Raw genomic sequence first — 24,631 nt, 5'->3', positions numbered from 1 at the left:
GGGGCGGCCAGCGCCGCCGCCGGTGCGGGCGGTGGAGGCGGAGCGAACGGATCGAACGGCGGGGGCGGCGGAGGCAGCAAGTTGTTCACCGCGTCGATCGCGTCGTCGACGATGTTGCGCGGCGTCGCACCGGACAGGCCGCGACCGCACGTAGGCCACGCGCCCTTGCCCTGGCTGGCGAGCACGCGTTCGGCGACCGCGATCTGCTCTTCCTTGGAGGCCAGGTGCGCGGCGGGTGCGTACTCACCGCCGCCGTGACCGGACCAGGTGCTCGGCGAGAACTGCAGCCCGCCCTGATAGCCATTACCGGTGTTGATCGACCAGTTGCCGCCGGACTCGCAGCTGGCGACCTGATCCCATTCGCTGTCCGAGGCGGCGTTGGCCTGGCTGGCCAGCGCGATGCTTCCGGTTCCGAGCACAGCGCCCGTGAAGGCGACTTTCGCAACGTTGACAGCCGACGAAGTCGGCTTGCGGTGCCGTCCACTCATAGGTGCGTTCGGTCCTCTCTTCGGCGCCCGCGAGGTCAGCTGTCGGGTTCGGGCTGGAGAGGTATGCCCGGCCGTGTCGCACAACGCGATTCGGCTTCACCCCAAGGAACCGTCGGTTCCTGGTCCGTCTTTGACTCGGCGGACCGGTGGGTCCCCCGCCTCCATCCAAGTTGTTCGTTGGTATCCCGTGCGCCAACGGATGGAGCTCGGCGCGGTTGGGCACGGCGGGCCAATCGGTTTGGGGTCGACCGGCTTGGGACTGAACCGTATCGGCTCGTTTTGGCCGCGTCATCTTTTGCCGATTACGGCGTTTTCCGCCTCGGCAAATCTTAAAAATCTTCTAAATGCCCAGCAGTTGCGGGCGTTTCCGCAGGACTATCGCGGGCTCCACCGCGTCGTAGCCAGGTTGTGATCATTCCGTTATGTGACGGAAATCACCGTTATCCGCCGGCGAATGGGGGAAGAACATCGATCGTTTGAGCGTCGCGCAACGCGACCGACTCATCGCGCACTGCGACCCCGTCGCACAGAAAACTGCAGCGTTTCAAGACTTTCGCGAGATTCTCGTCGCGTTCGGCCAGGCCGGCGACAAGCGCCGCGAGCGTCGTTCCGGGCCGAAGCCGAATCGTCTCCTCATCGTTACCGGCGGCGGCCCGTGCAGCCGCGAAATAGCGGACGTTCACCGCGAATGTCGTTGCCGTCGTCATTGCTTCCTTCGACTCATCCGCCGATCGCGCTCATCGGGCGGTCGGGTTGTACGAAGTCCGGATCGTTGATGCCGTGGCCCGCGGCCTTGGCCCACATCGCCGCGCGCCACGCGGCCTCGACGGCGGCGTCGTCAGCACCGTCGCGCATCAGGCGGCGCAGGTCGGTCTCCTGCCGGGCGAACAGACAGTTGCGGACCTGACCGTCGGCGGTCAGCCGGGTGCGGTCGCAAGCGGAGCAGAACGCGTGTGAGACCGAGGCGATGATGCCGACCTTGCCCACCCCGCCGTCGACCCGCCACAACTCGGCAGGCGCCGATCCGCGCGGCGCGGAATCGGGGGTGAGCTCGAAGCGCTGCTGAAGCGCGGCTAGCACGTCGTCCGCGGCGATCGCCTTGCCTCGCTGCCACGCGTGGCCGGCGTCCAACGGCATCTGCTCGATGATGCGCAGCTGATAGCCGTGGTCGAGGCAGTACCGCAGCAGCGCCACCGCGTCGTCGAGCCCGGTGACCGGGTCGAGCACGGCGTTGACCTTCACCGGATCGAGCCCCGCGGCCTTGGCCGCCCGCAGACCGGCCAGCACATCGGCGAGTCGGTCCCTGCGGGTGATCGCGGCGAACCGCGCGGAGTCGACGGTGTCCAGCGACACGTTGATGCGGTCCAGCCCGGAGCTCTTGAGCCGCTCGGCCCGCCTGTCGAGGCCGACGCCGTTGGTTGTCAACGTGATCTCCGGGCGCGGTCGCAGCGCGGCCGTCGCGGCGACGACGTCCTCGAGGTGCCGGGCGACCAACGGCTCACCCCCGGTGAAGCGCACGCTCCGGATGCCCAGCTTCTCCACGGCGATGCGCAGCAGGCGGGTCAGCTCCTCGGGCCGCAACAGCTGTTCGGACGGCAGCCAGTCCAGCCCCTCGGCGGGCATGCAGTAGGTGCAGCGCAGGTTGCAACGGTCGGTCAGCGACACCCGCAGATCGGTGGCGATGCGGCCGAACGTGTCGATCAGCGGCCCGTCGGCGGGGGCGGGCGAGGGCGGTGCGGCCGAGGGCACACCGAGGTCGATGACGGTCATGCGGCGGCTCGCCAAGGGTCGGGTTGGCCCAGGCTGTCGACGGGGACGATGTCCTTCCCGAGCGGCATCAGCGATACCGGGATGAGCTTGAGGTTGGCCAGCGCGAGGGGGATGCCGACGATCGTGATCGCCATCGCCACGGCGGTGATGACGTGGCCGATGGCCAGCCAGACGCCGAACAGGATGACCCAGATAACGTTGCCGATCAGCGCTCCGGGGCGGGGTCCCGGTTTGTCGACGATCGTTTGGCCGAACGGCCACAGCGCGTACACCGCGATGCGCAGGGCGGCGAACCCGAACGGGATGGTGATGATCAGCACGAAGCAGATCAGCGCCGCGAGCAGGTAGCCCAGCGCCAGCCATAGGCCGCCGAAGACCAACCAGATGATGTTGAGTATCAATCGCATATGGGCGCTTCTTCTCCTCCAGCGGTGGCCTTCAGCCTACCGATAAGGGGGTGCTGGCGAGGTGGAGGTCAGAGTAGGATCGAGCAACACGCGTCCCGGCGCAATCGGGGCGCTTTCCTTATGTTCGCGATGTAGGTAGACAAGACGAGCGGGTGAGACCAGTGCCGACCGGCAAGGTTAAGTGGTACGACGCCGAAAAGGGCTTCGGGTTTTTGTCGCAGGAGGACGGCGAGGACGTCTACGTCCGATCCTCGGCGCTGCCATCCGGTGTCGAGACCCTCAAGGCCGGTCAGCGCGTCGAGTTCGGCATCGCCGCGGGTAGGCGCGGTCCCCAGGCGTTGACGTTGAAGGTCATCGATCCGCCGCCGAGCCTCACGCGGATGCGCCGCGAGGCGGCCGCCGCCGAGCGCAAGCACTCGCCCGACGAGCTGCACGGGATGATCGAGGACATGATCACGCTGCTGGAAAGCACCGTGCAGCCCGAGCTGCGTAAGGGCCGCTATCCCGACCGCAAGGTCGCTCGCCGGGTGTCCGAAGTGGTGCGTGCGGTCGCCCGCGAGCTCGAGCACTAGGTTTTATCGGCTCGAAACCGAGCTTGTGTTCGAGTATTCGGGCCTGGAACGCGCATATGTTCAGTTTCGGCTGGGCCCGGTCCAGCCGGCGTCGCACAGAGCGGAAGTTGTGCGCTCGATGATTGTGTTCGGTCGATAGCGCAGCATCTCGGCGCTCACGCGGATGATCCGCCAGCCGAGGGCTTCCAACCTCGCCTGCCTATCGATGTCGGCTGCGCGAATCCGCGGGTTCGTCCAGTGCTGTTCCCCGTCGTACTCGACGCCCACCTTCCACTCAGGCCATCCCATGTCGATGCGACCGACGTGCACGCCGCAAGCGTCATAGACGTTGATCTGCGTGCGCGATGGTCGTAGACCGGCGTCCGTCAGCACGAGCCGGGTGCGTGTCTCCTGCGGCGATTCGGCGCCTGGGTCGGCGAGTATCAGCACTTCGCGCAGTTGTCTCAGACCCCGTGCGCCGCGGTGACGTTCGATCAGGGCGTTGACGTCGGACAGCCGCAGCGCGGTGGCATGAAGCAACGCATCGACGCGAATGATGGCGAGGGTCCGCCCATATCGGCGGCCGAGGTCGAACGCCGTCCGCGCCGGGGTCGTCACCGGTAGTCCACGCACGGTGCAGATCTCATCGGGCGCCAGCGTGTCGTTGTGCAGGACGATTCCTCTTGTCTTGTGCTGGCTGCGCTGGTTGAGTTCGGCCGGAAGTCGGGTGTCGATCCACTTCGCTCCGTGCACCGCCGCAGCCGAGACAGCGACGACCGTCGCCGTGCGTCTCGACCACAGCCACGCAGCACGCGCGTTTTCCATCGGCGTGAGCACCTGACCGCGCGGGACGTACACATTGCGAAAGACAGCCTCGTATCGGGTGGACAGTTGATAGCGGTTGACCGTGCCCGCTGCCAGCGCCTCGGTACCCAAGAACGGCCAGTCCACAGTGGTATGACGGCGGTGTCGCCCAGCCGGTTCCACTCGGCGACTCACTCGAAACTGAGCTTGTGCGCGGAATCCCGGCGCTAGAACGCGCATAAGTTCAGATTCGGCGGGGAAGAATCGACGTCATGGCATATGTCGCCGACAAGTCCGACTCGGGTGGCGAGTTCAACCGCGACACCAAGTACATCGGCACTCGTATCACTGCCGATGGCCGCGACGGCTATCCCGTAGAACCCGGCCGCTACCGGCTCGTCGTCGCGCGGGCCTGCCCGTGGGCCAACCGCGCGATCATCGTTCGACGGCTGCTGGGCCTCGAGGACGTGCTGTCCATCGGCTTCTGCGGTCCGACCCATGACGAGGACAGCTGGACGTTCGACCTCGATCCGGGCGGCGTCGACCCGGTGCTGAAGATCCCGCGGCTCAAGGACGCCTACCTCAAACGTTTCCCCGACTACGACAAGGGCATCACGGTCCCGGCGATCGTCGACGTGCCGACCGGCGAGGTCGTCACCAACGACTTCCCCCAGATCACGCTCGACTTCTCCACCGAGTGGACGCAGTACCACCGCGACGGCGCCCCGGACCTGTACCCCGAGCCACTGCGCCACGAGATCGACGAGGTGGCGCAACGCATCTACACCGAGATCAACAACGGCGTGTACCGGTGCGGGTTCGCCGGCTCCCAGGAGGCCTACGAGAAGGCCTACGACCGGCTGTTCTTCGCGCTCGACTTGCTCTCCGAGCGCCTGGACGGCCAGCGATACCTGGTGGGCGACACCATCACCGAGGCCGACGTTCGGCTGTTCACCACGCTGGCGCGCTTCGACCCCGTCTATCACGGGCACTTCAAGTGCAACCGCCAGAAACTCGCCGAGCTACCCGTGTTGTGGGCTTACGCCCGCGACCTGTTCCAGACGCCGGGATTCGGCGACACCATCGATTTCGTCCAGATCAAGCAGCACTACTACATCGTGCACACCGACATCAACCCGACGCAGGTCGTCCCGAAGGGGCCCGACCTGTCCAACTGGTTGACACCGCACGGCCGGGAAGCGTTGGGCGGCAATCCCTTCGGCGATGGCACCCCGCCGGGCCCGCCGCGCGAGGGTGAGCGCGTACCGCACGGACACGGAGCAGGCTGACTCGTCAGGGCCACACCGTGCGCACCGACCACTCGGCGTGCGGCGCAGGCACCTCTTCCTCGTCGATGCGGACCAGCGTGGGCAGCCATATGACGAACCCGGTGAGCCTGCCGCGGTGCGGGTCGACGGTCGGGATCGTCACCGCCAACCGGGTGTTGGGCCGAAATTCCTCGATCACGTCGGAGTCCTCGTACTGGCGCAACAGCACCCACGGCGCTCGACCGATCGCCGGCGGCACCGACACCTGCACTGCGTGACGTTCGTTGACCGGCAACTCGCCCTGATCCTCGAACACCTCGCACTTGGTCGGGTTCTTCACGTCGCAGTACCGATAGGGGCCGACACGCACGAGGTGGCCACTCGAATATGCACTGATCTCAGGGTATTTCGGGGCGGGGTCCTCGCTGAGCCGCCAAATGAGCACGCCGGTGCCCACGCTCGCGAGAATCACCACCGCGACCAGCGCGGCGATCATGCGCTTCACTCGTGCGCCACCGCCGCGGCATCGGAACGTCCGCCCTCTTGTTCGGCCAGCACGGGTCGGTTTCCGCCGAGGCCGGGAATCAGCGAGTCACCGCGATAACTCACGACGGTTTGCGCGAGGCCGAGGATCAGCACCGAGGTGATCGCCGTGAAGCCGACCCACAGTTCGGTGTAGACCAGCACGCCGACCGCGCCGCCCGCGACCCAGGCCAGCTGCAGCACCGACTCCGAACGACCGAACGCCGACGCCCGCGACTCCTCGGGCAGATCGTCCTGCAGCGACGCGTCCAGCGAGGCCTTGCCGATCGCACTGGCCCCCGAGGTCACCAGTGTCGCGATCGCCGCCACCAGAAGGTTGCCGGTCAACGCGGCGGCCAGCGCGACAAGGGTGACGACGACCGTGCAGCGCACGACCACCTTGGCCGGATAGCCGAGCTTGAGTCGCGCGCTGGTGAAGTTGCCCGCGAAGTTGCCGATGGCCGCGGCCGCACCGATCACCCCGAGGATGCGCAACTGCTCCCACCCGCTGGCGTCATGCGACTTGGCGACGAACGCCGGATACAGGAACAGAAAGCCGACCATCACCTTGATGGTGCAGTTGCCCCACAGCGCGGCGATGGTGTTGCGCCCCAACGGCTGGCGCGCCGGCTTCGGCGGCGACAACGGTTCGGCGCCGCGCCGCAGTTCGCCCGTGCGACCGTGATAGCTCAGCGTCGCGGGCACCTCGCCCTCGGTGACCTCCACCCATCTCGGGATCCGCATCGACAACGCGGCACCGGCCACCGACACCGCGACGATCACGTAGAGCGCGCCCGGCATCTCGAACAGCTTGAACAGGTACTCCGCACCGGCGGCGACCGCGCCGCCAACCATCGTTCCGCCGAGTAGTCCGAACGTGGTCAGCCGCGAGTTCACCCGAACCAGATCAATGGTCGGCGGCAGCACACGCGGGGTCACCGCGCTGCGCAGCACGCTGAATGACTTGGACAGCACCATCATTCCCAGTGCGCACGGGTAGAGCACCCACGACGGGAAGCTTCCGGTGGCACCGTCGTAGTTGGCGATCAACACCACGGCGAGCGCAGTGCGCAATGCGAACGACGTGGCCAGGGCGACCCGGCGGCCGTGCTGCAGGCGGTCGAGCGCGGGGCCGATCAGCGGCGCGATGACGGCGAACGGCGCGATGGTGATCAACAGGTACAGCGCGACCTTGCCCTTGCTCTCGCCGGAGGCCGCCGCGAAGAACAGGGTGTTGGCCAGCGCGACCGCCATCGCGGCGTCGACAGCGAAGTTCGCGACCACCGGCCACGTCAGCGCCGTCAGACCGGACTTGTCGGCGCCGTCGGCGGTCGCGGCCCGGTGCACCAGGCCGTACATCTTGGAGCCCATCTCGCGGCTGCGCTGCGCGGCCACCCTTGTGACGGTGATCTTTTCGCCCGCGGCGCTGCCCATCCGGTGCGGAGGGGGCGTGGCGCCGAATTCACGGGTGGGCTCGTCGAGCGGCGGCAGCCAGCGGTTGGCGCTCGGGGTCGGGCCGTTGCGGCGAGGGCGACGGTAGCTCGGGTCGCTCGGATAGTTCGCCATTCCCGGGTGCTCGTCGCTCCACCGGTCGTCGGCGGGCGGGCGCGGCGGGTAATAGCGGGGGTCGCGCCGACCCGTGAAGTCTCGGGGGTCACGACGCGGTCCGCTCACGATGTCGATTCTCCACCATCGAAGCGGTGGCGGGCGTGCAGCCAACCGGTGTGGCTGCCGGTTAGCCGGTCAGGCAGTATTGAGGGCGATGGACAGCGTGACCGAATCCGCCGAACGGCCGGATCTGGAGGCGGTGCTTCTCGGCGCCGTCGACGACGCCCGCGCGGCGATCGTCGAGTTCAGCGGCGAGAACACCGTCGGTGAATACCTTGGTGCGAGCTTCGAGGACCCGACCGCGGCCACGCACCGCTTCCTCGCCGACCTGCCGGGCTACCGCGGCTGGCAGTGGGCCGTCGTCGTCGCGGCATGGCCGGGCGCCGACCACGCCACCATCAGCGAGGTGGTGCTGGTGCCGGGGCCGACGGCGTTGCTGGCGCCGAAGTGGGTGCCGTGGGAAGAACGCGTCCGCCCCGGCGATCTGGGCCCGGGAGACCTCCTCGCGCCGCCCGCCGACGACCCGCGGCTGGTTCCCGGATACATGGCGACCGGCGATCCGCAGATCGATGACGTCGCGCTCGAGGTTGGTCTCGGCCGACGCCAGGTGCTCAGCCAGTGGGGTCGCCTGGACGCCGCACAACGTTGGCACGACGGCGACTACGGACCGGGTTCGGCGATGGCGCGTTCGACGCGGCGGGTATGCCGGGACTGCGGTTTCTACCTTCCGCTGTCCGGAGCGCTCGGGACGATGTTCGGCGTCTGCGCCAACGAGTTCTCCGCCGACGGTCACGTCGTCGACGCCGAATACGGTTGCGGTGCACACTCGGACACCCCGCAGCCCGCCGGTGGCGGATCACCGTTGTATGACCCGTACGACGACGGCGTGCTCGATCTGGCCGAGCCCGCCGATTAGCTCTCGGCCGCGGCCTTGATCCTCGCGAGCGACTCGTTCATGCCCTCGACGAGTTCGCGTTCGAAGCTGGGCACCCCGCCCATGACCGCGTTGACCGCCATATTCGAAACCGGCTTCACGCCGTTTTCCGCGTGACGGGTCTCCACTAGTCGGGTGCCGGTCTCGGTGGGTTCGAGCTCGTAGCTCCACACCGTGCCGTTCTCGTTGACCCGGAACGCAAGCTTCTTCTCCGGAACCAGCTCGGTGATCTGGCTAGTGGTGGGCCAGAACAGGAACTTCCGGCGATTGAGGTTGATCGTCTTCGCCCCTGGCCGTAGCGGGCCGAACGTCTTCATGAGCCGGCACTGTGGGCTCCATCGCGGCATGTTCTTGAGGTCGGAGACCAGCTCCCACACCCTCGACACCGGGGCGTTGATCGTCGTCTCGGCTTGCAACAGCGGCGCTGCCATTGCGTCCTCCTGTCTCTTGATTACGTGAGTCCGCTCTGAGCCCCGCGCGATCCGCGACGCACGGCGTGACGTTGCCACAACCAGATGCCCGTGCCAAGGGCGCCGACACCCAGCCCGGCCAGCGTGTACGGCCGCCACTCGTGTAAACCGGTCACCGTGAAAGCCAGGATCGCAGCGACGACCCACCCGGCCGCGATCGCGGCGACGACCGGCCCGGGCTTGAGCAGGACGGCGGGCAGCGGAGGTGGTTGCGGGGTCATTGCTATGAAAGGTAGCCCACGGCGCGGCGGTGCCGGTCGGGCGTGACCGTGGCAGCCACCGTGATCGACGTCGCCGATCCGTCCGATCCGCGTCTCGACGACTTCCGCGACCTCAACAGCGTCGACCGCCGACCCGATCTACCCACCGGCAAGGGATTGGTGATCGCCGAGGGCGTGCTGGTGGTGCAGCGGATGCTGGCGTCGCGGTTCGTCCCCCGCGCGATGATGGGCACCGACCGCCGCCTACAGGAGCTCGCGGCCGACCTCGCCGGTGTCTCGGCTCCCTACTACCGCGTGGCTGCCGATGTGATGGCGGACGTGGTGGGCTTTCACCTCAACCGCGGCGTGCTGGCGTCGGCGTCGCGGCCGCGGGAGTTGACGGTCGCGGAGGTGTTGGACGGCGCCCGCACCGTCGCGGTGCTCGAAGGCGTCAACGACCACGAGAACCTCGGCTCGATTTTTCGCAATGCCGCCGGCCTCGGTGTGGACGCGGTGGTCTTCGGCACGGGTTGCGCCGACCCGCTGTACCGGCGTGCGGTCCGGGTGTCGATGGGCCACGCGCTGCTCGTGCCGTACGCGTGGGCGCAGTCGTGGCCGACCGATCTGGAGCTGTTGCGCGACAACGGCTTTCGGCTGTTAGCCATGACGCCCGACCCCACGGCGCGTTCCCTGGCCGATGCGATGTCGGACGTCGTCGACGACAAGGTGGCGATCCTGGTCGGCGCGGAAGGACCGGGGCTGACCGAGCGGACGATGCGCGCGGCGGATCTTCGGGTGCGGATCCCGATGTCGCGGGGAACCGACTCGCTCAACGTCGCGACCGCTGCCGCGCTGGCGTTCTACGAGCGGGTTAGATTGGGCACCGGTGAGCTGGGGCCACACCCGAAGGGTAGGGGAGAGCGGAGCGAATCGGAGTGACGGAGATGACCGACGACTCGACGCCGTGGGCGATGGGGTTGACGGTGGCGGCGTTCGTCGCGGCGGTGATCGCGGCCGCGATCGTGGTGCTCAGCCTCGGCCTGCTGCGGCTGCATCCCCTGCTGGCGATCGGGCTCAACCTGGTCGCGGTCGGCGGCCTGGCCCCGACGGTGTGGGGGTGGCGCAATCGGCCGGTGTGGCGGTGGTTCGTGCTGGGCTCCGGCGTCGGCGTGGCCGCCGCGTGGCTGGTCGTGCTCGCCGTCGCGCTCAGCAGCTGACCTGAGCCGAACTCAGGGGGTCGCCCCGTCCTGCCGAGCAGTCGCAAAACTGCCCAAATTCGCGCGATTTCGGGCAGTTTTGCGACTGCTCGCGGGAAGAAGTGCGGGAGGAACTCAGCGCTGGCCGCTGGAGCGAACGCCCAGCAGGACGTCCTCCCAAGCCGGAACCGCGGGCTTGGCCTTACCCCTGCGGGCCTTGGCCGGTTTCGGCGCGACGGGCTCCGGGGCTTCGTCGGGCTGGGGCTCGGGTGGGGTCGCCTGCACCGGCGGGTCGATCGGAAGCGTCGGCTCCTCGACCTCGACCTCGACCTGCGGCTCGGGCAGCGCGGCGACGGGGCGCAGCGGTCGAGTGAAGTTCGGGTCGATCAGTTCGGATGCCGCATCGTCGAACGCGGTGACCGTCCCACCATGGGCGCCGGGAGAAAAGCGGAAATGCGCCGCGAGGTCAGACCTACCTGCTTTCCATGCCAGCCGCACCGTCCAGCGGCCGTCCTCGTTACGCCACGCATCCCAGGTCGGCGCGTCCGGGTCGAGCCCCCGCGCGATCAGAGCCGTCGTGACCGTCTCCAGCAGGGTCAGGACCGACGGCCCGTCGGCGAGCACAGGATGCGCGGCGGTTGCCAGCTCGGCGGCGCGGGCACGCTCGAGCAACACCGGATGCGCGAACCGCTCGACGCGGGACACGTCGACGCCCGAAGCCTCCGCGACTTGCTCGACGGATGCACCGGCCCTGATCCGGGACTGAATCTCCTTGGGTCGCAGCACGGTTTGAACCTCGGCCTCGTCTCGTGTCTGACTCGAACCCACCTGGTCACCACGGACGGCGGCCCGCAACCGATCGTCGCGTAGCAGCGTGAACTTCTCGCCGGAGCCGTCGGCCTCGCAGATGATTCGTTTGCCGTCAACATCGAGTCCGACGACTTTGAGTTCCCGCATGGCGACCTCCTCCGGGCTAACGCGAAGCCCGATCAACCGGACAGTACTGCGTTATCCGCCCGTTACCTGGTATGACACGCGGGCTAAAGACGCGACACTACCCAGTCGATGCATGCAGTCAACGCGCTGACATCCTCCGGGTCGACGGCCGGGAACATGCCCACCCGCAGCTGGTTGCGGCCCAGCTTGCGGTAGGGCTCGGTGTCGACGATGCCGTTGGCCCGCAGCGTCTTGGCCACCGCGGCCGCGTCGACGTCGTCGTTGAAGTCCACGGTGCCCACCACCTGCGAGCGCAACGCCGGGTTGGTGACGAACGGCGTCGCGAACTGCGCCGCGTCGGCCCAGCCGTACAGCCGCTGCGACGAATCCGCCGTGCGCTTGACCGCCCAGTCCAGGCCACCGTTGCCCAGCAGCCAGTCCAGCTGCTCGGCGAACAGGATCAAGGTGCCGATCGCCGGGGTGTTGTACGTCTGGTTCTTGAGACTGTTCTCGATCGCGATCGGCAGCGACAAGAATTCGGGCACCCAGCGACCCGCGCCCGCGATCGCCTCGACGCGGGCGAGCGCGGCCGGCGACATGATCGCCACCCACAGCCCGCCGTCGCCGGCGAAGTTCTTCTGCGGAGCGAAGTAGTAGACGTCTGATTCGGTGATGTCGACCGGCAGCCCGCCCGCCGCGGACGTCGCGTCGATCGCGATCAACGCGTCGCCCGAACCGTCTGGACGCTGCACGGGCACCGCGACGCCCGTCGACGTCTCGTTGTGCGCCCAGCCGATCAGGTCGACCGACGGATCGGACGTGGGTGCCGGCGCGCTGCCCGGATCGGCCTTGACGACGACGGGGTCGCCCACGAACGGGTTCTTGGCCACCGCCGAGGCGAACTTCGCGCTGAACTCGCCGTAGGTCAGGTGCAGCGAACGCTTCTCGATCAGGCCGAACGCCGCCGCATCCCAGAACGCGGTGGTGCCGCCGTTGCCGAGGATCACCTCGTACCCGTCGGGCACCGAGAACAGCTCACGCAGACCGTCGCGCACCCGGCCGACCAGGTTCTTCACCGGCGCCTGGCGATGCGAGGTTCCGAACAGGTCACCCGCCACGGCGAGCGCGGCCAGCTGTTCGGGCCGGACCTTTGAGGGTCCGCAGCCGAAACGGCCATCGCGCGGTTTGAGGTCGGCGGGGATCGCGAGGGCCGATGAGCCGCTCGGGCGAAGAGCATCTGGCTGCGACATGCGCTCAACAGTAATGACCGGTCCTGCGCGGCCCGCGCGGGGATGGGCGGCAGAGTTATGTCACAAACGTGGGTAAACGACCTACATAGAGACCTCGTTGTGTCCATACTGTGACCTGTCGGGGACTGAAGCTCGAGCCCAGGGGGGCACGTGAACAGTCGTAGAAGAAGCTCGGTCCTGTTTTCCATCTGCACGGGTGCTCTGGCGGTATGCGCACCGCTTGTCGCGGGCCCGGCCCAGGCCGATGGCGCCGACGACGGCGCACTCTTGAACGAGATCAATGCGGCACGCGCCGCGAACGGCTGCGGCCCGGTTGCGGGAAACCCGCAGCTGAGCTCCGCCGCGGCCCGGCAGGCCAACGACATGCTCGCCAACAACGTTCGTAGCCACACCGGTTCGGACGGGTCGTCCGTCGGCCAGCGCATCACCGCCGCCGGCTACACGCAATTCTCCAACGCCGGCGAGATCATCTTCTGGAGCACCGGGGTCGGGGCCGTCCCCGCCGAAGCGGTCAACTGGTGGATGAACAGCCCCGGGCACCGCGCGATCATCACCGACTGCGGCATGACCGAAGTCGGTGTCGCCGTGGTGCGCAACGGCCCCAGGGCCGCCGCCGTGGGCGAGTTCGGCAGCAGATAGCGCCCGGCGCTCACCTCTCCTCGCGGACACCCACAGCTGTGACCGCGATCACATCTCGATGTCTTTGACCCCGTGTGACACATCGCGCTCGGGGGTATGTTCAGTAGGCGATACCTCCGGTACCGTTGTTGGACATCAGAGGCGCGAATGTAAACCTCATAGGGGAGGTCCGAGAATGGCGCGAACCCGACTGGTCAGGCGATGGCGTCGCAACATGGAAGTCACCGAGGACGCCGACTACGTCGACACGCTCACCACGCTGTCCGAGGGGTCGGTGCGGCGGAACTTCGATCCGTACACCGACATCGACTGGGACTCCCCGGAGTTCGCGGTCACCGAGAACGACCCGCGCTGGGTGCTGCCCGCGACCGACCCGCTCGGTGGACACCCCTGGTACCAGGCGCAACCGCTCGAACGACAGATCGAGATCGGAATGTGGCGCCAGGCCAACGTCGCGAAGGTCGGTTTGCAGTTCGAGATCATCCTCATCCGCGGGCTGACGAACTACGCGTTCTGGGTTCCGAACGGGTCACCCGAGTACCGGTACTGCCTGCACGAGTCGGTCGAAGAGTGCAACCACACGATGATGTTCCAGGAGATGGTCAACCGCATCGGCGCCGACGTGCCGGGCATGCCCCGCATGCTGCGGTGGCTGTCGCCGTTCATCCCGCTCGTGGCCGGACCGCTGCCGATCCCGTTCTTCTTCGGCGTGCTCGCCGGCGAGGAGCCGATCGACCACACGCAGAAGAACGTGTTGCGCGAGGGCAAGGAACTGCACCCGATCATGGAGCGGGTGATGGCCATCCATGTGGCGGAGGAGGCCCGTCACATCTCGTTCGCGCACGAGTATCTGCGCAAGCGCCTGCCGCGGCTCAACCGCCGTCAGCGGTTCTGGCTGTCGTTGAACGTGCCGATCATCATGCGGGTGTTGTGCCAGGCGATCATCGTGCCGCCCAAGGCTTTCTGGCGTGAGTTCGACATCCCGCGCTCGGTGCGCAAGGAGCTGTTCTTCCGCGCGCCGAAGTCCCGCCAGTTCCTGCGCGACATGTTCGGCGATGTTCGGATGCTGTGCCATGAGACCGGATTGATGAACCCGTTCGCCAGGTTGATGTGGCGGCTCTGCAAGATCGACGGCAAGCCAAGCCGTTACCGCAGCGAACCGGCCCGCCAGCACGTGATCGCCGCCTAGGACACGCGACGTGCCGCATGTGATCACCCAGTCGTGTTGCAGCGACGGGTCCTGTGTCTACGCGTGCCCGGTCAACTGCATTCATCCGACCCCCGATGAGCCCGGTTTCGCGACCGCCGAGATGCTCTACATCGATCCCGTGGCGTGCGTCGACTGCGGCGCGTGTGTGTCGGCGTGTCCGGTCGGGGCGATATCGCACGATTCGAAGTTGACGCCGGAGCAGCTTCCGTTCGTCGAGGTGAACGCGGCCTTCTATCCCGAACCGGACGGCAAGCTGCCGCCGACGTCGAAGCTGGCACCGGTCATCGAGGCGCCGGTGGTGTATCCGCGCGCCGGCGGACCGCTGACCGTCGCGATCGTCGGTTCCGGGCCCGCCGCGATGTACGCCGCCGACGAATTGCTCACCCAGAAGGGCGTGTGCGTCAACGTTTTCGAGCGGCTGCCCACGCCGTACGGGTTGGTGCGCGCGGGTGTCGCGCCCGACCATCAGAACACCAAGCGGGTGACCAAACTGTTCGACAAGGTAGCGGCGCAGCCGGGCTTCACCTTCTACCTCAACGTCGAGGTGGGCACGGACGTCACACACGACGAGCTGCTCGAACATCACCACGCCGTGCTCTACGCGGTGGGGGCGCCCAACGACCGGCGGCTCGACATCGCCGGGATGGGCCTGCCGGGTACGGGCACCGCCACCGATTTCGTGGCCTGGTACAACGGTCATCCCGATTTCGATTCGCTGCCAATCGATTTGGGACACGAACGGGTTGCCATCATCGGCAACGGCAACGTCGCCCTCGACGTCGCACGCATCCTCGCCACACCCCCGGACGTGCTTGCGCGAACCGACATCTCCGATCACGCGTTAGCCGTGCTTCGCGAATCCAAGGTGACCGAGGTCGTGATCGCGGCTCGGCGCGGGCCGAAGGACTCGGCCTTCACGCTGCCCGAGCTGTTGGGGTTGACGTCGACGTGCGACGTGGTGCTGTCGCCTGCCGATCACGAACTGGTGGACCGGGACCTGGCCGCGGCCGGAGATCCGTTGACGCGCAACAAGTTGGAAGTCCTGAGCAAGCTCGGGGATACCTCGGCGCCGGCGACACGGCCGCGGATCCGCCTGGCGTACCGGATGACGCCAAAGCGGGTGGTGGGCGGGGACCGGACCGACGCGATCGAGTTCACGGTCACCGGAACCGACGAGGTCCGTCGGGTCGACGCGGGGCTGGTGCTGACCTCGATCGGCTACTGCGGCAAGCCGATTCGCGGCCTGCCCTTCGACGAGTCTATGGCGGTCGTTCCCAACGACGGCGGACGCGTCGTCGACCCCCGGTCGGGCGAGCCGGTTCCCGGCAGCTACGTCGCCGGGTGGATCAAGCGCGGACCGACGGGGTTCATCGGCACCAACAAATCGTGCGCCGCACAGACAGTGCACAACCTGGTCGCCGACTACAACGACGGCAGGCTGCGCGACCCGCTGTACAAGCCGGGCGCACTCGACAAACTCGTGCACAGCCGACGTCCCGACACGGTCGACTCGGCCGGGTGGAAGGCGATCGACGCTGCCGAGATCGCCCGCGGCGGCGACGAGCGCCCGCGCGTGAAGTTCACCGCGGTCGCCGACATGCTGACCGCTGCGAAAGCGGACGCGCCGCGGTTCGGCCGACGTTTACTCGCCGGCCTGCGCCGCTGACGTCACTGGGGCTGGTGGATGGCCTTCTCGATCTCCTGTGGGCTGACCTCACGCATCGGCTGCCCCATCGACCACAAATGCCCGAACGGGTCGCGTAGCACGCCGTAGCGGTCGCCCCAGAACATGTCATCGAGCGGCATCACGACGGTCGCACCGGCCTCGACCGCCTTTTGGAACTTGGCGTCGACATCGGTGACCGTCAGGTGAATCGTCACAGGCGAACCGCCGAACGCCTCCGGCGTCTCCGACCTGCCGTCGTTCATCTCCGAAAAATCGTCGTTGAGCATCACCAACGAACCGTTGAGCCGCAGCGCCGCGTGGAACAGCTTCTTCCCGTCCGGTCCGGGCACCCGGCCGAGTTCCTCGGCGCCGAACGCCTTGACGTAGAAGTCGATGGCCGCGGCGCCGTCGCTGACCGTGAGCATGGGGGATACCTCTGGCTTTACCTCGATGGCCATGTGCAGGGCTCCTTTCGATTTCGGGTTTGCGCCCGCGGAGGGGGTCACCAGTACCGACCTGCGTCGAGCGCCGAATTCATCGGTACGTGGCCCATGCAACCACCGACCACCGACAGGATCAGACGATCGAAAAGGACGGCGGCAGCTCGTCGCGTCCGGTCAGCGCCATCAGCACCGTCTCACCGTGCTCCTGGGCCGCGATCCGAGCCGCCAACACCAACGCCTCCTCGAGCACCGATGGCGGCAGTGTGAACGAAATCCCAATGGCGCGTGCGATATCCAGGCTGTGCACGGCCAGCTCGAACGTCCGCGTCGGCAGGTAGTCCCGCAGCCGGATGCCCAGCCCGCCGATCACCTGGATCAGCGGATCGTCCGCCGTCTCCACGCGCGCCAAAGCCTGTGTGACGAGGTCGGCGACCGCCGCTGCCGGATCGTCACCCAGGTCGCGGCCAGCCTGCCTGCCCCGCTCGGCGACGTCGGCGGGATCCATGCCCAGGGCGGTCGGATTCACCCGCGCGTAGTACTCCTGCGGGGAGGCGATGTCCGCGCGGTCGGCGGTGGTCTCGAGGTAGGTGAGCACCGTGATGAGCGACCGTGACGTGTGCCCGACCAGCGAGCGCACATCCCAGTCACCCAGCCCCAGCTTCGACCACGCGTCGGCGGGAATCCGGCCGACGAGGTCCGCGAAACTGTGTGCCGCCGCGGCGAACGTCGGGGTCACGACCGGACGATCTGGTCCCAGCCCTCGACCGACTCCGGGCTGCGCGGCGCCGGGCCGACGTAGATCGCCGACGGACGCACCAGCTTGCCGAGCCGCTTCTGCTCGAGGATGTGCGCACACCAGCCCGCGGTGCGGCCGCAGGTGAACATCGCGGGCATCATCTTGGTCGGCACCTGCGCGAAGTCCAGGATCACCGCCGCCCAGAACTCGACGTTGGTCTCGATGGCGCGGTCCGGCCGCCGCTCGCGCAGCTCGGTCAGGGCGGCCTGTTCGAGCGCGGCGGCCACCTCATAGCGCGGGGCCTCGAGCCGCTTGGCCGTCGCGCGCAGCACCCGGGCCCGCGGATCCTCGGCACGGTAGACCCGATGCCCGAAGCCCATCAGCTTCTCCTTGCGGTCCAGGATGCCTTTGACCACCGCGCGGGCGTCGCCGGTCTTCTCGGCCTCCTCGATCATCGGGATCACGCGGGCTGGGGCGCCGCCGTGCAGCGGCCCGCTCATCGCGCCGATCGCGCCGGACAGGGCGGCAGCGACGTCGGCCCCCGTCGACGCGATCACGCGGGCGGTGAACGTCGAGGCGTTCATGCCGTGTTCGGCTGCGCTGACCCAGTAGGCGTCGATGGCCTCCACATGGCGGGGATCGGGATCGCCCTGCCAGCGGGTCATGAATCGCTCGGTCACCGTTGAGCATTCGTCGATGGTGCGCTGGGGTACCGCGGGTTGGTAGATACCGCGCGCCGATTGCGCGACGTAGGACAACGCCATCACCGAAGCCCGGGCGAGGTGGTCGCGGGCGGTGGCGTCGTCGATGTCCAGCAGCGGGGGATAGCCCCAGATCGGCGCCAGCATCGCGAGCCCCGCCTGGACGTCCACGCGCACATCGCCGCTGTGAATGGGCAGCGGGAAGGGTTCGGCGGGCGGCAGTCCGTTGCCGAACTTGCCGTCGACCAGCAGCGCCCACACGTCACCGAAGGTCACCCGCTGGTTGACCAAGTCTTCGATGTCGACGCCGCGGTACCGCAGCGCGCCGCCGTCCTTGTCGGGTTCGGCGATCTCGGAGGTGAAGGCGACGACGCCTTCGAGGCCGGGTACGAAATCTTCAGGCACCGTGCTCATGGCCAGATTCTTGCACCCGCGGGGCGAGGGTCATCTGGCGGTTGCTGACACCGCGGTGCGCGGTCTGGGCGTAGCGTTGTCGCGTGGCGGAGGTAGGCGCAGAACGCTTGGCGAGGATGCGGGTGGAATACGGTTCGGCGGAAAAAGACGGCAGTCCCGATCTCGATGTGGATTGGCTGGCCGACGGCTGGGTTACGTTGCTGCGCAAGTGGTTAGCCGACGCCGAGCGCGCCGGTGTCGCTGAACCCAATGCGATGGTGGTCGGCACGGTGGACGGTCACGGACGGCCCGTGACCCGATCGGTGTTGTGCAAGAGCGTCGACGACGCCGGCATCACGTTCTACACCAACTACGACTCAGACAAGGGCGAGCAGTTGGCCGCGACGCCGTACGCGTCGGCCACGTTTCCGTGGTACCCGATCGGGCGCCAGGTCCACGTGCGCGGACCGGTCACAAAGGTCTCCGCAGAGGATACGGCCGAATACTGGTCCAAGCGCCCGCGGGGGTCGCAGCTCGGCGCGTGGGCGTCGTACCAGTCGAAGCCGATCGCGTCCCGCGCCGCGCTGCTGGACCAACTGGCGGAGGTGACGCAGCGATTCGCTGACCATGAAACGGTTCCCGTGCCGCCGAATTGGGGCGGCTATCTGATCGCGGCCGAGGTCGTGGAGTTCTGGCAGGGCCGGGAGAACCGGGTGCACAACAGGATTCGGATTCAGGAGGGGCGGGTCGAGCGGCTGCAGCCGTAAGATTCGGCGTTAGCTGCGGCGGGGCAACAGCCCGAAATGCAGACGTCGATCATGTTTCGGCTTCTGCGAATTCTTAGCTCATTCATAGATTCGGCGATTAGGATCGCGTTCGTGTCTGACGGTAGGGGGGCGCAGACTCTCGGGCTGCGCGAGCGCAAGAAGCTGCGCACGCGAGCGACTCTCATCGACGCCGCTGTGGAGCTGTGCAACAGTCAGGGTTTCGACAACACCACGGTGGACCAGATCGCCGCGGTGGCCGACGTCTCGTCCCGCACCTTCAGCCGGTACTTCCCGACCAAAGAGGCGGTCGCGCTGGCGTTGGTCGACGAGATTCTCGACCGAACCGCCGTGGAACTCGCCCGCCAGGGCGACGAAGTCAACCACTATGAGGCTCTGCTGCAAGCCAACGTCGCGATGGTCGAAGCCGCCAAGCGGGCGCGGCCCGGCGAGTTGACTGCCGAGCGGCTGCTGTGCATCACCCGGATCATCGTGACGTCGTCGATCCTGCGCCAGGCCAGCGTGGAGTTTCGCGGCAATGCGATCGAACGCGCGTTGGCCTCCCGACTCGGGGTTTCGCTCCACGATCAGAAGGTCAGGCTCATGGCCGCGGTCTGGGGTGCGGTGATGATGACGGCGCTGGGAAGCGTCGCGCACGACAATCGGGACTGGTCGAAGGTCTCCGTCGACGACCTCATCGATCGCCTGAAGGCGGTATTCGGTGAGTTCGCCGAGTTTGCGGGTAATCTGCATCAGCCCGTCTGAGCAACTGACGCCCCCGCCGGGGCGCGGCTGCCGGAATGGGACTACCTTTTGTAGGAGCAATGTTCGAATACTCCCAGCAGCGACGAAGGGAACCTCGTGGCCGATAACGCGAAGAGTGGGGAAGGGCAAGCCACCCTCTCCTACCCCGGTGGCACGCTCGACCTTGACATCGTTTCCGCCACTGAAGGCTCGGATGGCATCGCGCTGGGTTCACTGCTGGCCAAGTCGGGCTACACGACGTACGACGAGGGCTTCGTCAACACCGCGTCGACCAAGAGCGCGATCACCTACATCGACGGTGAGGCCGGGATCCTGCGCTACCGCGGCTACCCGATCGAACAGCTGGCGGAGAAGTCGAACTTCATCGAGGTGAGCTACCTGCTCATCTACGGTGAGCTGCCCACCAAGGAGCAGCTGGCTGAATTCACCACCAAGATCCAGCGGCACACCCTGCTGCACGAGGATCTCAAGCGGTTCTTCGACGGCTTCCCGGCCAATGCGCACCCGATGCCGGTGCTGTCGAGCGCGGTCAACGCGCTGTCGACGTACTACGAGGACTCGCTCGACCCCTTCGACGACAACCAGGTCGAGCTGTCGACGATCCGCCTGCTTGCCAAGCTGCCGACCATCGCGGCGTACGCCTACAAGAAGTCGGCGGGCCAGCCGTTCCTGTATCCCGACAACTCGCTGACGCTGGTCGAGAACTTCCTGCGCATGACCTTCGGTTTCCCGGCCGAGCCATACGAGGTGGACCCGGAGATCGTCCGCGCGCTGGACATGCTGTTCATCCTGCACGCCGACCATGAGCAGAACTGCTCGACGTCGACGGTGCGGCTGGTCGGCTCGTCGCAGGCGAACCTGTTCACGTCGATCTCCGGCGGCATCAACGCGCTGTGGGGCCCGCTGCACGGCGGCGCCAATCAGGCGGTGCTGGAGATGCTGGAGAAGATCCGCCAGGCCGACTTCGACGTTCACGAGTTCATCAAGAAGGTGAAGAACCGCGAGGACGGCGTGAAGCTGATGGGCTTCGGCCACCGGGTCTACAAGAACTACGACCCGCGCGCCCGCATCGTCAAGGAGCAGGCGGACAAGATCCTCGGCAAGCTCGGCGGCGACGACGAGATGCTGGACATCGCACGGACTCTCGAGGAAGCCGCCCTGACCGACGACTTCTTCATCGAGCGCAAGCTCTACCCGAACGTCGACTTCTACACCGGCGTGATCTACCGGGCGATGGGCTTCCCGACGCGCATGTTCACCGTGCTGTTCGCGCTTGGCCGGTTGCCCGGCTGGATCGCACACTGGCGGGAGATGCACGACGAGGGCAGCGGCAAGATCGGCCGTCCGCGCCAGATCTACACCGGTTACACCGAGCGGGACTACAAGGACGTCAGCAGCCGCTAGCCGGCTTCCGTTCACCGCGAGCGTGCGGGTTTGCATACGACACGCCAGCCTCGAGCAGCAATTCGCGCACCCTCGCGGTGTCACGAGCGTCACCCTTCGAGCGCCTTGCCAGGCAAACAGTTGTAGTTTCACAATTGTTGGGTGAATGAAACCGTCGTCGCGTCAATGAGCGCTCGGCGCAAGGCCATCATCCTGGTGACTTGCTGCCTGAGCCTGTTGATCGTGTCGATGGACGCGACGATCGTGAACGTCGCGATTCCGAACATCCGCGCCGACCTGCACGCCACCGGTTCTCAGCTGCAGTGGGTGATCGACATCTACACGCTGGTGTTGGCGTCGTTGCTGCTGTTGTCGGGTGCGACGGCCGACCGGTTCGGCCGGCGCGGGACCTTCCAGATCGGGCTGACGGTGTTCGCGGTCGCGTCACTGTTGTGCAGCCTGGCGCCGAACATCGAGACGCTGATCGCCGCGCGCTTCCTGCAGGCGATCGGCGGGTCGATGATGAACCCGGTCGCGATGTCGATCATCACGCAGGTGTTCACCGGTCGGGTGGAACGGGCTCGAGCCATCGGCATCTGGGGCGGGGTCGTCGGAATCTCGATGGCGGCCGGTCCGATCGTCGGTGGTGCGCTCATCGAGTGGATGAACTGGCGGGCGGTGTTCTGGATCAACCTGCCGATCTGTGCGCTGGCGATTCTGTTGACCGTGATCTTCGTTCCGGCGTCCAAGTCGGCGACGATGCGCGACCTCGATCCGATCGGGCAGGCGTTGGGGATGGCGTTCCTGTTCGGCCTGGTCTTCGTGCTGATCGAGGGCCCTGGATTGGGCTGGGGTGACGTTCGAACGGTCGCAGTCGCGGTGGCCGCGGCGGTGGCATTCGTCGGCTTTTTGGCATACGAGGCGCGCAGGGTGGACCCGTTCATCGATCTGAGGTTCTTCCGGAGCATCCCGTTTGCGTCGGCGACGATGATCGCGGTGTGTGCATTCGCGTCGTGGGGTGCTTTCCTGTTCATGATGTCGCTGTATCTGCAGGACGAACGCGGCTTCTCGGCTTTCCACACGGGCTTGATCTATCTGCCGATCGCCGTTGGGGCGCTGGTGTTCTCGCCGTTGTCGGGCCGGATGGTCGGGCGGTTCGGGGCGCGGCCGTCACTGTTGATCGCCGGGACACTGATCACGGCGGCGACGGTGATGCTCGCCCAGCTGTCGGCGACGACGCCGGTCTGGGAACTGTTGGTGATCTTCGCGGTCTTCGGTATCGGGTTCTCGATGGTCAATGCGCCGGTGACCAACGCGGCGGTCAGCGGTATGCCGACCGATCGTGCGGGCGCCGCGTCGGCGATTGCGTCGACCAGTAGGCAGGTCGGCGTGAGTATTGGTGTGGCGCTGTGTGGTTCGGTTGCTGGCGGTGCGCTGGTAGCGATGGGTCCGGACTTTGCTACGGCGACCCGGCCGCTGTGGCTGATCTGCGCAGTGCTGGGTGTGGCGATCATCGTGTTGGGCTGGTATTCGACGTCGGGTAGGGCGTTGAGGTCGGCGGATCGACTGGAACCGTTGGTGGCGGCCGATGTCCGGTAAGCGGGTGGCCGACGAGGCGTGGCGGGCGATGGCGGCGTTCGTCATCGAGAACCACGACAGTTGGAAAAGGGCGGTCGTGGAACAGTCGGGGTTGCCGTTCAGCAGGGTGCGCATCCTGCGGCGGTTGAGCCGGCGGCCGATGACGGTCAAGGAGTTGGCGCACGCGGCGACTATCGACGCGCCGGCGGCGACCGTCGCTGTCAACGACTTGGAGGGGCGCGGGTTGGTGGTGCGTCAGGTCGATCCGGAAAACCGTCGGTGCAAACGGGTCTCACTCACCGACGCCGGTCGTGCGATGGCCAGCAAGATCGACGCGATCGACGACCCGGCGCCCGAGGTCATGACCGCGCTGGATAAAGGCGAGCTGCAGGCGCTGCGCGCCATCATCGCGAAGTTGCGGTCCTAGCCCTCCAGCACCGCCATCGCGGCATTGTGCCCGCCGATGCCTGAGACGCCCCCACCTCGTCGCGATGCCGAGCCGCACAACAGGATTCGATTATGAGCAGTCGCCACACCCCAACGCTGCGCGGGGGTGTCGAGTGGCTCATCGTCCTCGGCGAACGGCCACGCCAACCCGCCGTGAAAGATGTGCCCGCCCGTCATGCCGAGCGAGTGCTCGAGGTCGACTGTCGTCTTCGTCTCGATGCACAGCCGACCCGCGGAATCCTCCATCACCACATCGTGAATGGGTTCGGCCAGAACGGAATTCAAAGAGTTGAGCACCGCCGAGGTCAAAGAGTCGCGCATGCGATCCGGATCGCCGGACGACACGAGATGGTGCGGAGTGTGCAGGCCGAACACCGTCAACGTCTGCGCCCCGGCGGCACGGAGTTCGTCCGAGAGGATCGACGGGTCGGTCAACGAGTGGCAGTAGATCTCACATGGTAGCGGGTCGGGCACCACCCCGTGATCCGCTCGCGAGTACGCCTTGTTCAGCTGGCTGAATGTCTCGTTGATGTGTAACGTACCGCCGAATGCCTGCTCGGGTGCCACGGCGTCGTCACGCAAGCGTGGTAGCCGTCGCAGCATCAGGTTCACCTTGACCTGCGCACCCGGCGTCGACTCCGGCGGTCGCTCACCCATCAAGCCCGCCAGCACAGTCGGTGTGACATTGGCCAGAACCACGTTGCCGTGGACCACCTGCTCGGCGCCGTCGCAGTTGAACCGTACCTCGCCGGCCGGGTCGATCGCGTAAACCTCCGCACCACATGTGATTTCGGCGCCGAAGCCGGTAGCGGCGGCCGACAGCGCGCCGCTGACGGCGCCCATTCCTCCGATCGGCACGTCCCAGTCACCGGTCCCGTTGCCCAGCAGGTGGTAGAGAAAACACACGTTCTGAATCAGCGACGGGTCGTCGAGACTGGCGAACGTCCCGATCAGCGCGTCGGTAGCCATCACGCCGCGCACGATGTCGTTGTCGACGGCGGAGGTGATGGCGTGGCCAATCGGCTCGTCGATCATCATTCGCCACGCAGGGTCGTCATCGACGAGACGACGAGCCTGACTGCGGGTCTGAAGCGGCTCCAGCAGCGTCGGCCACAACCTTTCGATGAGGCCGCCACACCGCTGGTAGAAGTCGGCGAGCCGCGCCTCGTCGTCGCCCGCGCCGATGGCGTCGAACGTCGACACCGGCCCGATCAGCAATCCCGTGCGGCCGCCGTTCGCGGGATCGGGCGTGTACGACGAGTAGCGGCGGCGAAGCAACCGCACCCGCACGCCGAGGTCGTCGACTATGCGCCGCGGGAGCAGGCTGACGAGATAGGAGTAGCGGGAGAGCCGAGCGTCGACTCCCTCGAAGGCGTGCGCCGACACGGCCGCCCCGCCCACATGGTCGAGTCGCTCCAGCACCCGCACTCGGCGACCAGCCTTGGCGAGATAGGCCGCCGCGACGAGACCATTGTGCCCGCCGCCCACGACGACGGCGTCAT

28 protein-coding genes and 1 riboswitch are annotated in these 24,631 nt (G+C 67.1%); of the genes, 13 read left to right on the top strand and 15 right to left on the bottom strand.

Annotation, left to right across the window (positions count from 1 at the left end; translation table 11 throughout):
• From A5698_RS27565 to A5698_RS27550, 4 genes are all read right to left on the bottom strand, one after another.
• On the bottom strand, positions 1-488 hold a 488-nt coding region (locus A5698_RS27565), incomplete at its 3' end, for a transglycosylase family protein (protein ID WP_197506912.1).
• Between the two features lie 9 nt (positions 489-497).
• Positions 498-675: riboswitch (cyclic di-AMP (ydaO/yuaA leader) on the bottom strand.
• A gap of 253 nt (positions 676-928) precedes the next feature.
• Positions 929-1,195: a MoaD/ThiS family protein gene (locus A5698_RS27560; RefSeq protein ID WP_068303690.1), complete on the bottom strand. Its 267-nt coding sequence runs from the start codon at positions 1,193-1,195 to the stop codon at positions 929-931.
• Between the two features lie 13 nt (positions 1,196-1,208).
• On the bottom strand, positions 1,209-2,258 hold the full coding sequence (moaA, locus tag A5698_RS27555) for a GTP 3',8-cyclase MoaA (RefSeq protein ID WP_068303718.1): 1,050 nt from the start codon (positions 2,256-2,258) through the stop codon (positions 1,209-1,211).
• A complete protein-coding gene (locus A5698_RS27550) occupies positions 2,255-2,665 on the bottom strand; it encodes a YccF domain-containing protein (protein WP_068303687.1) in 411 nt (136 codons plus the stop codon). The genes moaA and A5698_RS27550 overlap by 4 nt, the downstream gene beginning before the upstream one ends.
• A 161-nt stretch (positions 2,666-2,826) precedes the next feature.
• Here A5698_RS27550 and A5698_RS27545 point away from each other — a divergent pair, with 161 nt between their 5' ends.
• The gene (locus A5698_RS27545) at positions 2,827-3,237 is read left to right on the top strand and encodes a cold-shock protein (protein ID WP_067088142.1); all 411 of its coding nucleotides are present in this window, start codon (positions 2,827-2,829) and stop codon (positions 3,235-3,237) included.
• Between the two features lie 60 nt (positions 3,238-3,297).
• On the opposite strand, the gene A5698_RS27540 is transcribed toward A5698_RS27545, so the two are convergent.
• Positions 3,298-4,167, bottom strand: a complete 870-nt coding sequence (locus tag A5698_RS27540; protein WP_068303684.1) for an endonuclease domain-containing protein — start codon at positions 4,165-4,167, stop codon at positions 3,298-3,300.
• A gap of 125 nt (positions 4,168-4,292) precedes the next feature.
• Between A5698_RS27540 and A5698_RS27535 the strand changes: the two genes are divergently transcribed.
• Positions 4,293-5,309 (top strand): glutathione S-transferase family protein, encoded by a 1,017-nt coding sequence (locus A5698_RS27535; protein WP_068303678.1) that lies wholly within the window; start codon positions 4,293-4,295, stop codon positions 5,307-5,309.
• Between the two features lie 4 nt (positions 5,310-5,313).
• Here the strand turns inward: A5698_RS27535 and A5698_RS27530 are convergent, their stop codons facing one another.
• Complete coding sequence (locus A5698_RS27530; protein WP_068303675.1) at positions 5,314-5,793, bottom strand: DUF2771 domain-containing protein; 480 nt, start codon at positions 5,791-5,793, stop codon at positions 5,314-5,316.
• Positions 5,790-7,376, bottom strand: a complete 1,587-nt coding sequence (locus A5698_RS27525; protein ID WP_197506914.1) for an MFS transporter — start codon at positions 7,374-7,376, stop codon at positions 5,790-5,792. The genes A5698_RS27530 and A5698_RS27525 overlap by 4 nt, the downstream gene beginning before the upstream one ends.
• A 196-nt stretch (positions 7,377-7,572) precedes the next feature.
• On the opposite strand from A5698_RS27525, the gene A5698_RS27520 reads away from it, so the two are divergent.
• Positions 7,573-8,334 (top strand): DUF3027 domain-containing protein, encoded by a 762-nt coding sequence (locus A5698_RS27520; RefSeq protein ID WP_067088152.1) that lies wholly within the window; start codon positions 7,573-7,575, stop codon positions 8,332-8,334.
• On the opposite strand, the gene A5698_RS27515 is transcribed toward A5698_RS27520, so the two are convergent.
• Positions 8,331-8,783: an SRPBCC family protein gene (locus A5698_RS27515; RefSeq protein WP_068303671.1), complete on the bottom strand. Its 453-nt coding sequence runs from the start codon at positions 8,781-8,783 to the stop codon at positions 8,331-8,333. The two genes, A5698_RS27520 and A5698_RS27515, sit on opposite strands and share 4 nt — an antisense overlap.
• A gap of 20 nt (positions 8,784-8,803) precedes the next feature.
• The gene (locus A5698_RS27510) at positions 8,804-9,043 is read right to left on the bottom strand and encodes a DUF2530 domain-containing protein (protein ID WP_068303669.1); all 240 of its coding nucleotides are present in this window, start codon (positions 9,041-9,043) and stop codon (positions 8,804-8,806) included.
• 42 nt (positions 9,044-9,085) lie between these two features.
• Between A5698_RS27510 and A5698_RS27505 the strand changes: the two genes are divergently transcribed.
• Both A5698_RS27505 and A5698_RS27500 read left to right on the top strand, forming a co-directional pair.
• A complete protein-coding gene (locus A5698_RS27505; protein ID WP_231967576.1) occupies positions 9,086-9,961 on the top strand; it encodes a TrmH family RNA methyltransferase in 876 nt (291 codons plus the stop codon).
• A gap of 5 nt (positions 9,962-9,966) precedes the next feature.
• A complete protein-coding gene (locus A5698_RS27500; RefSeq protein WP_067088210.1) occupies positions 9,967-10,239 on the top strand; it encodes a DUF2537 domain-containing protein in 273 nt (90 codons plus the stop codon).
• Between the two features lie 114 nt (positions 10,240-10,353).
• Here A5698_RS27500 and sepH read toward each other — a convergent pair whose 3' ends face one another.
• The gene (sepH, locus tag A5698_RS27495; protein WP_068303667.1) at positions 10,354-11,175 is read right to left on the bottom strand and encodes a septation protein SepH; all 822 of its coding nucleotides are present in this window, start codon (positions 11,173-11,175) and stop codon (positions 10,354-10,356) included.
• A gap of 83 nt (positions 11,176-11,258) precedes the next feature.
• Positions 11,259-12,404, bottom strand: coding sequence for a phosphoserine transaminase (gene serC / locus A5698_RS27490; protein WP_068303664.1), 1,146 nt, complete (start codon positions 12,402-12,404; stop codon positions 11,259-11,261).
• Positions 12,405-12,554: 150 nt separating this feature from the next.
• Between serC and A5698_RS27485 the strand changes: the two genes are divergently transcribed.
• From A5698_RS27485 to A5698_RS27475, 3 genes are all read left to right on the top strand, one after another.
• Positions 12,555-13,043, top strand: a complete 489-nt coding sequence (locus A5698_RS27485; protein ID WP_084792653.1) for a CAP domain-containing protein — start codon at positions 12,555-12,557, stop codon at positions 13,041-13,043.
• Positions 13,044-13,218: 175 nt separating this feature from the next.
• On the top strand, positions 13,219-14,232 hold the full coding sequence (locus tag A5698_RS27480; RefSeq protein ID WP_068303658.1) for an AurF N-oxygenase family protein: 1,014 nt from the start codon (positions 13,219-13,221) through the stop codon (positions 14,230-14,232).
• Positions 14,233-14,242: 10 nt separating this feature from the next.
• Positions 14,243-15,919 (top strand): FAD-dependent oxidoreductase, encoded by a 1,677-nt coding sequence (locus A5698_RS27475; protein WP_068303655.1) that lies wholly within the window; start codon positions 14,243-14,245, stop codon positions 15,917-15,919.
• Positions 15,920-15,921: 2 nt separating this feature from the next.
• Here the strand turns inward: A5698_RS27475 and A5698_RS27470 are convergent, their stop codons facing one another.
• From A5698_RS27470 to A5698_RS27460, 3 genes are all read right to left on the bottom strand, one after another.
• The gene (locus A5698_RS27470; RefSeq protein ID WP_068303652.1) at positions 15,922-16,377 is read right to left on the bottom strand and encodes a VOC family protein; all 456 of its coding nucleotides are present in this window, start codon (positions 16,375-16,377) and stop codon (positions 15,922-15,924) included.
• A 118-nt stretch (positions 16,378-16,495) separates the two neighbouring features.
• Positions 16,496-17,098 (bottom strand): maleylpyruvate isomerase family mycothiol-dependent enzyme, encoded by a 603-nt coding sequence (locus A5698_RS27465; protein WP_156670923.1) that lies wholly within the window; start codon positions 17,096-17,098, stop codon positions 16,496-16,498.
• The gene (locus tag A5698_RS27460) at positions 17,095-18,213 is read right to left on the bottom strand and encodes a citrate synthase 2 (protein ID WP_068303649.1); all 1,119 of its coding nucleotides are present in this window, start codon (positions 18,211-18,213) and stop codon (positions 17,095-17,097) included. Before A5698_RS27460 ends, A5698_RS27465 begins: the two co-directional genes overlap by 4 nt.
• Before the next feature lie 116 nt (positions 18,214-18,329).
• Between A5698_RS27460 and pdxH the strand changes: the two genes are divergently transcribed.
• The 5 genes from pdxH (at position 18,330) to A5698_RS27435 (ending at position 23,109) form a co-directional block, all read left to right on the top strand.
• Entirely contained in the window at positions 18,330-18,959 is a 630-nt protein-coding gene (pdxH, locus tag A5698_RS27455) for a pyridoxamine 5'-phosphate oxidase (protein WP_068303646.1), read from the top strand.
• A 111-nt stretch (positions 18,960-19,070) separates the two neighbouring features.
• Positions 19,071-19,721 (top strand): TetR family transcriptional regulator, encoded by a 651-nt coding sequence (locus tag A5698_RS27450; protein ID WP_068303640.1) that lies wholly within the window; start codon positions 19,071-19,073, stop codon positions 19,719-19,721.
• 96 nt (positions 19,722-19,817) lie between these two features.
• Complete coding sequence (locus A5698_RS27445; protein ID WP_084792652.1) at positions 19,818-21,125, top strand: citrate synthase; 1,308 nt, start codon at positions 19,818-19,820, stop codon at positions 21,123-21,125.
• Positions 21,126-21,266: 141 nt separating this feature from the next.
• A complete protein-coding gene (locus tag A5698_RS27440) occupies positions 21,267-22,703 on the top strand; it encodes a DHA2 family efflux MFS transporter permease subunit (RefSeq protein WP_156670922.1) in 1,437 nt (478 codons plus the stop codon).
• Positions 22,693-23,109, top strand: a complete 417-nt coding sequence (locus A5698_RS27435; RefSeq protein WP_068303637.1) for a MarR family winged helix-turn-helix transcriptional regulator — start codon at positions 22,693-22,695, stop codon at positions 23,107-23,109. Before A5698_RS27440 ends, A5698_RS27435 begins: the two co-directional genes overlap by 11 nt.
• Here the strand turns inward: A5698_RS27435 and A5698_RS27430 are convergent.
• Positions 23,106-24,617 (bottom strand): phytoene desaturase family protein, encoded by a 1,512-nt coding sequence (locus tag A5698_RS27430; RefSeq protein WP_231967574.1) that lies wholly within the window; start codon positions 24,615-24,617, stop codon positions 23,106-23,108. The two genes, A5698_RS27435 and A5698_RS27430, sit on opposite strands and share 4 nt — an antisense overlap.
• Positions 24,618-24,631: the final 14 nt, after the last annotated feature.

Source organism: Mycobacterium sp. E136, from assembly GCF_001666865.1.
Lineage (GTDB): Bacteria > Actinomycetota > Actinomycetes > Mycobacteriales > Mycobacteriaceae > Mycobacterium.
Note: the sequence above shows the minus strand (reverse complement) of the source record. Positions and strands in the feature narration are given on the sequence as shown.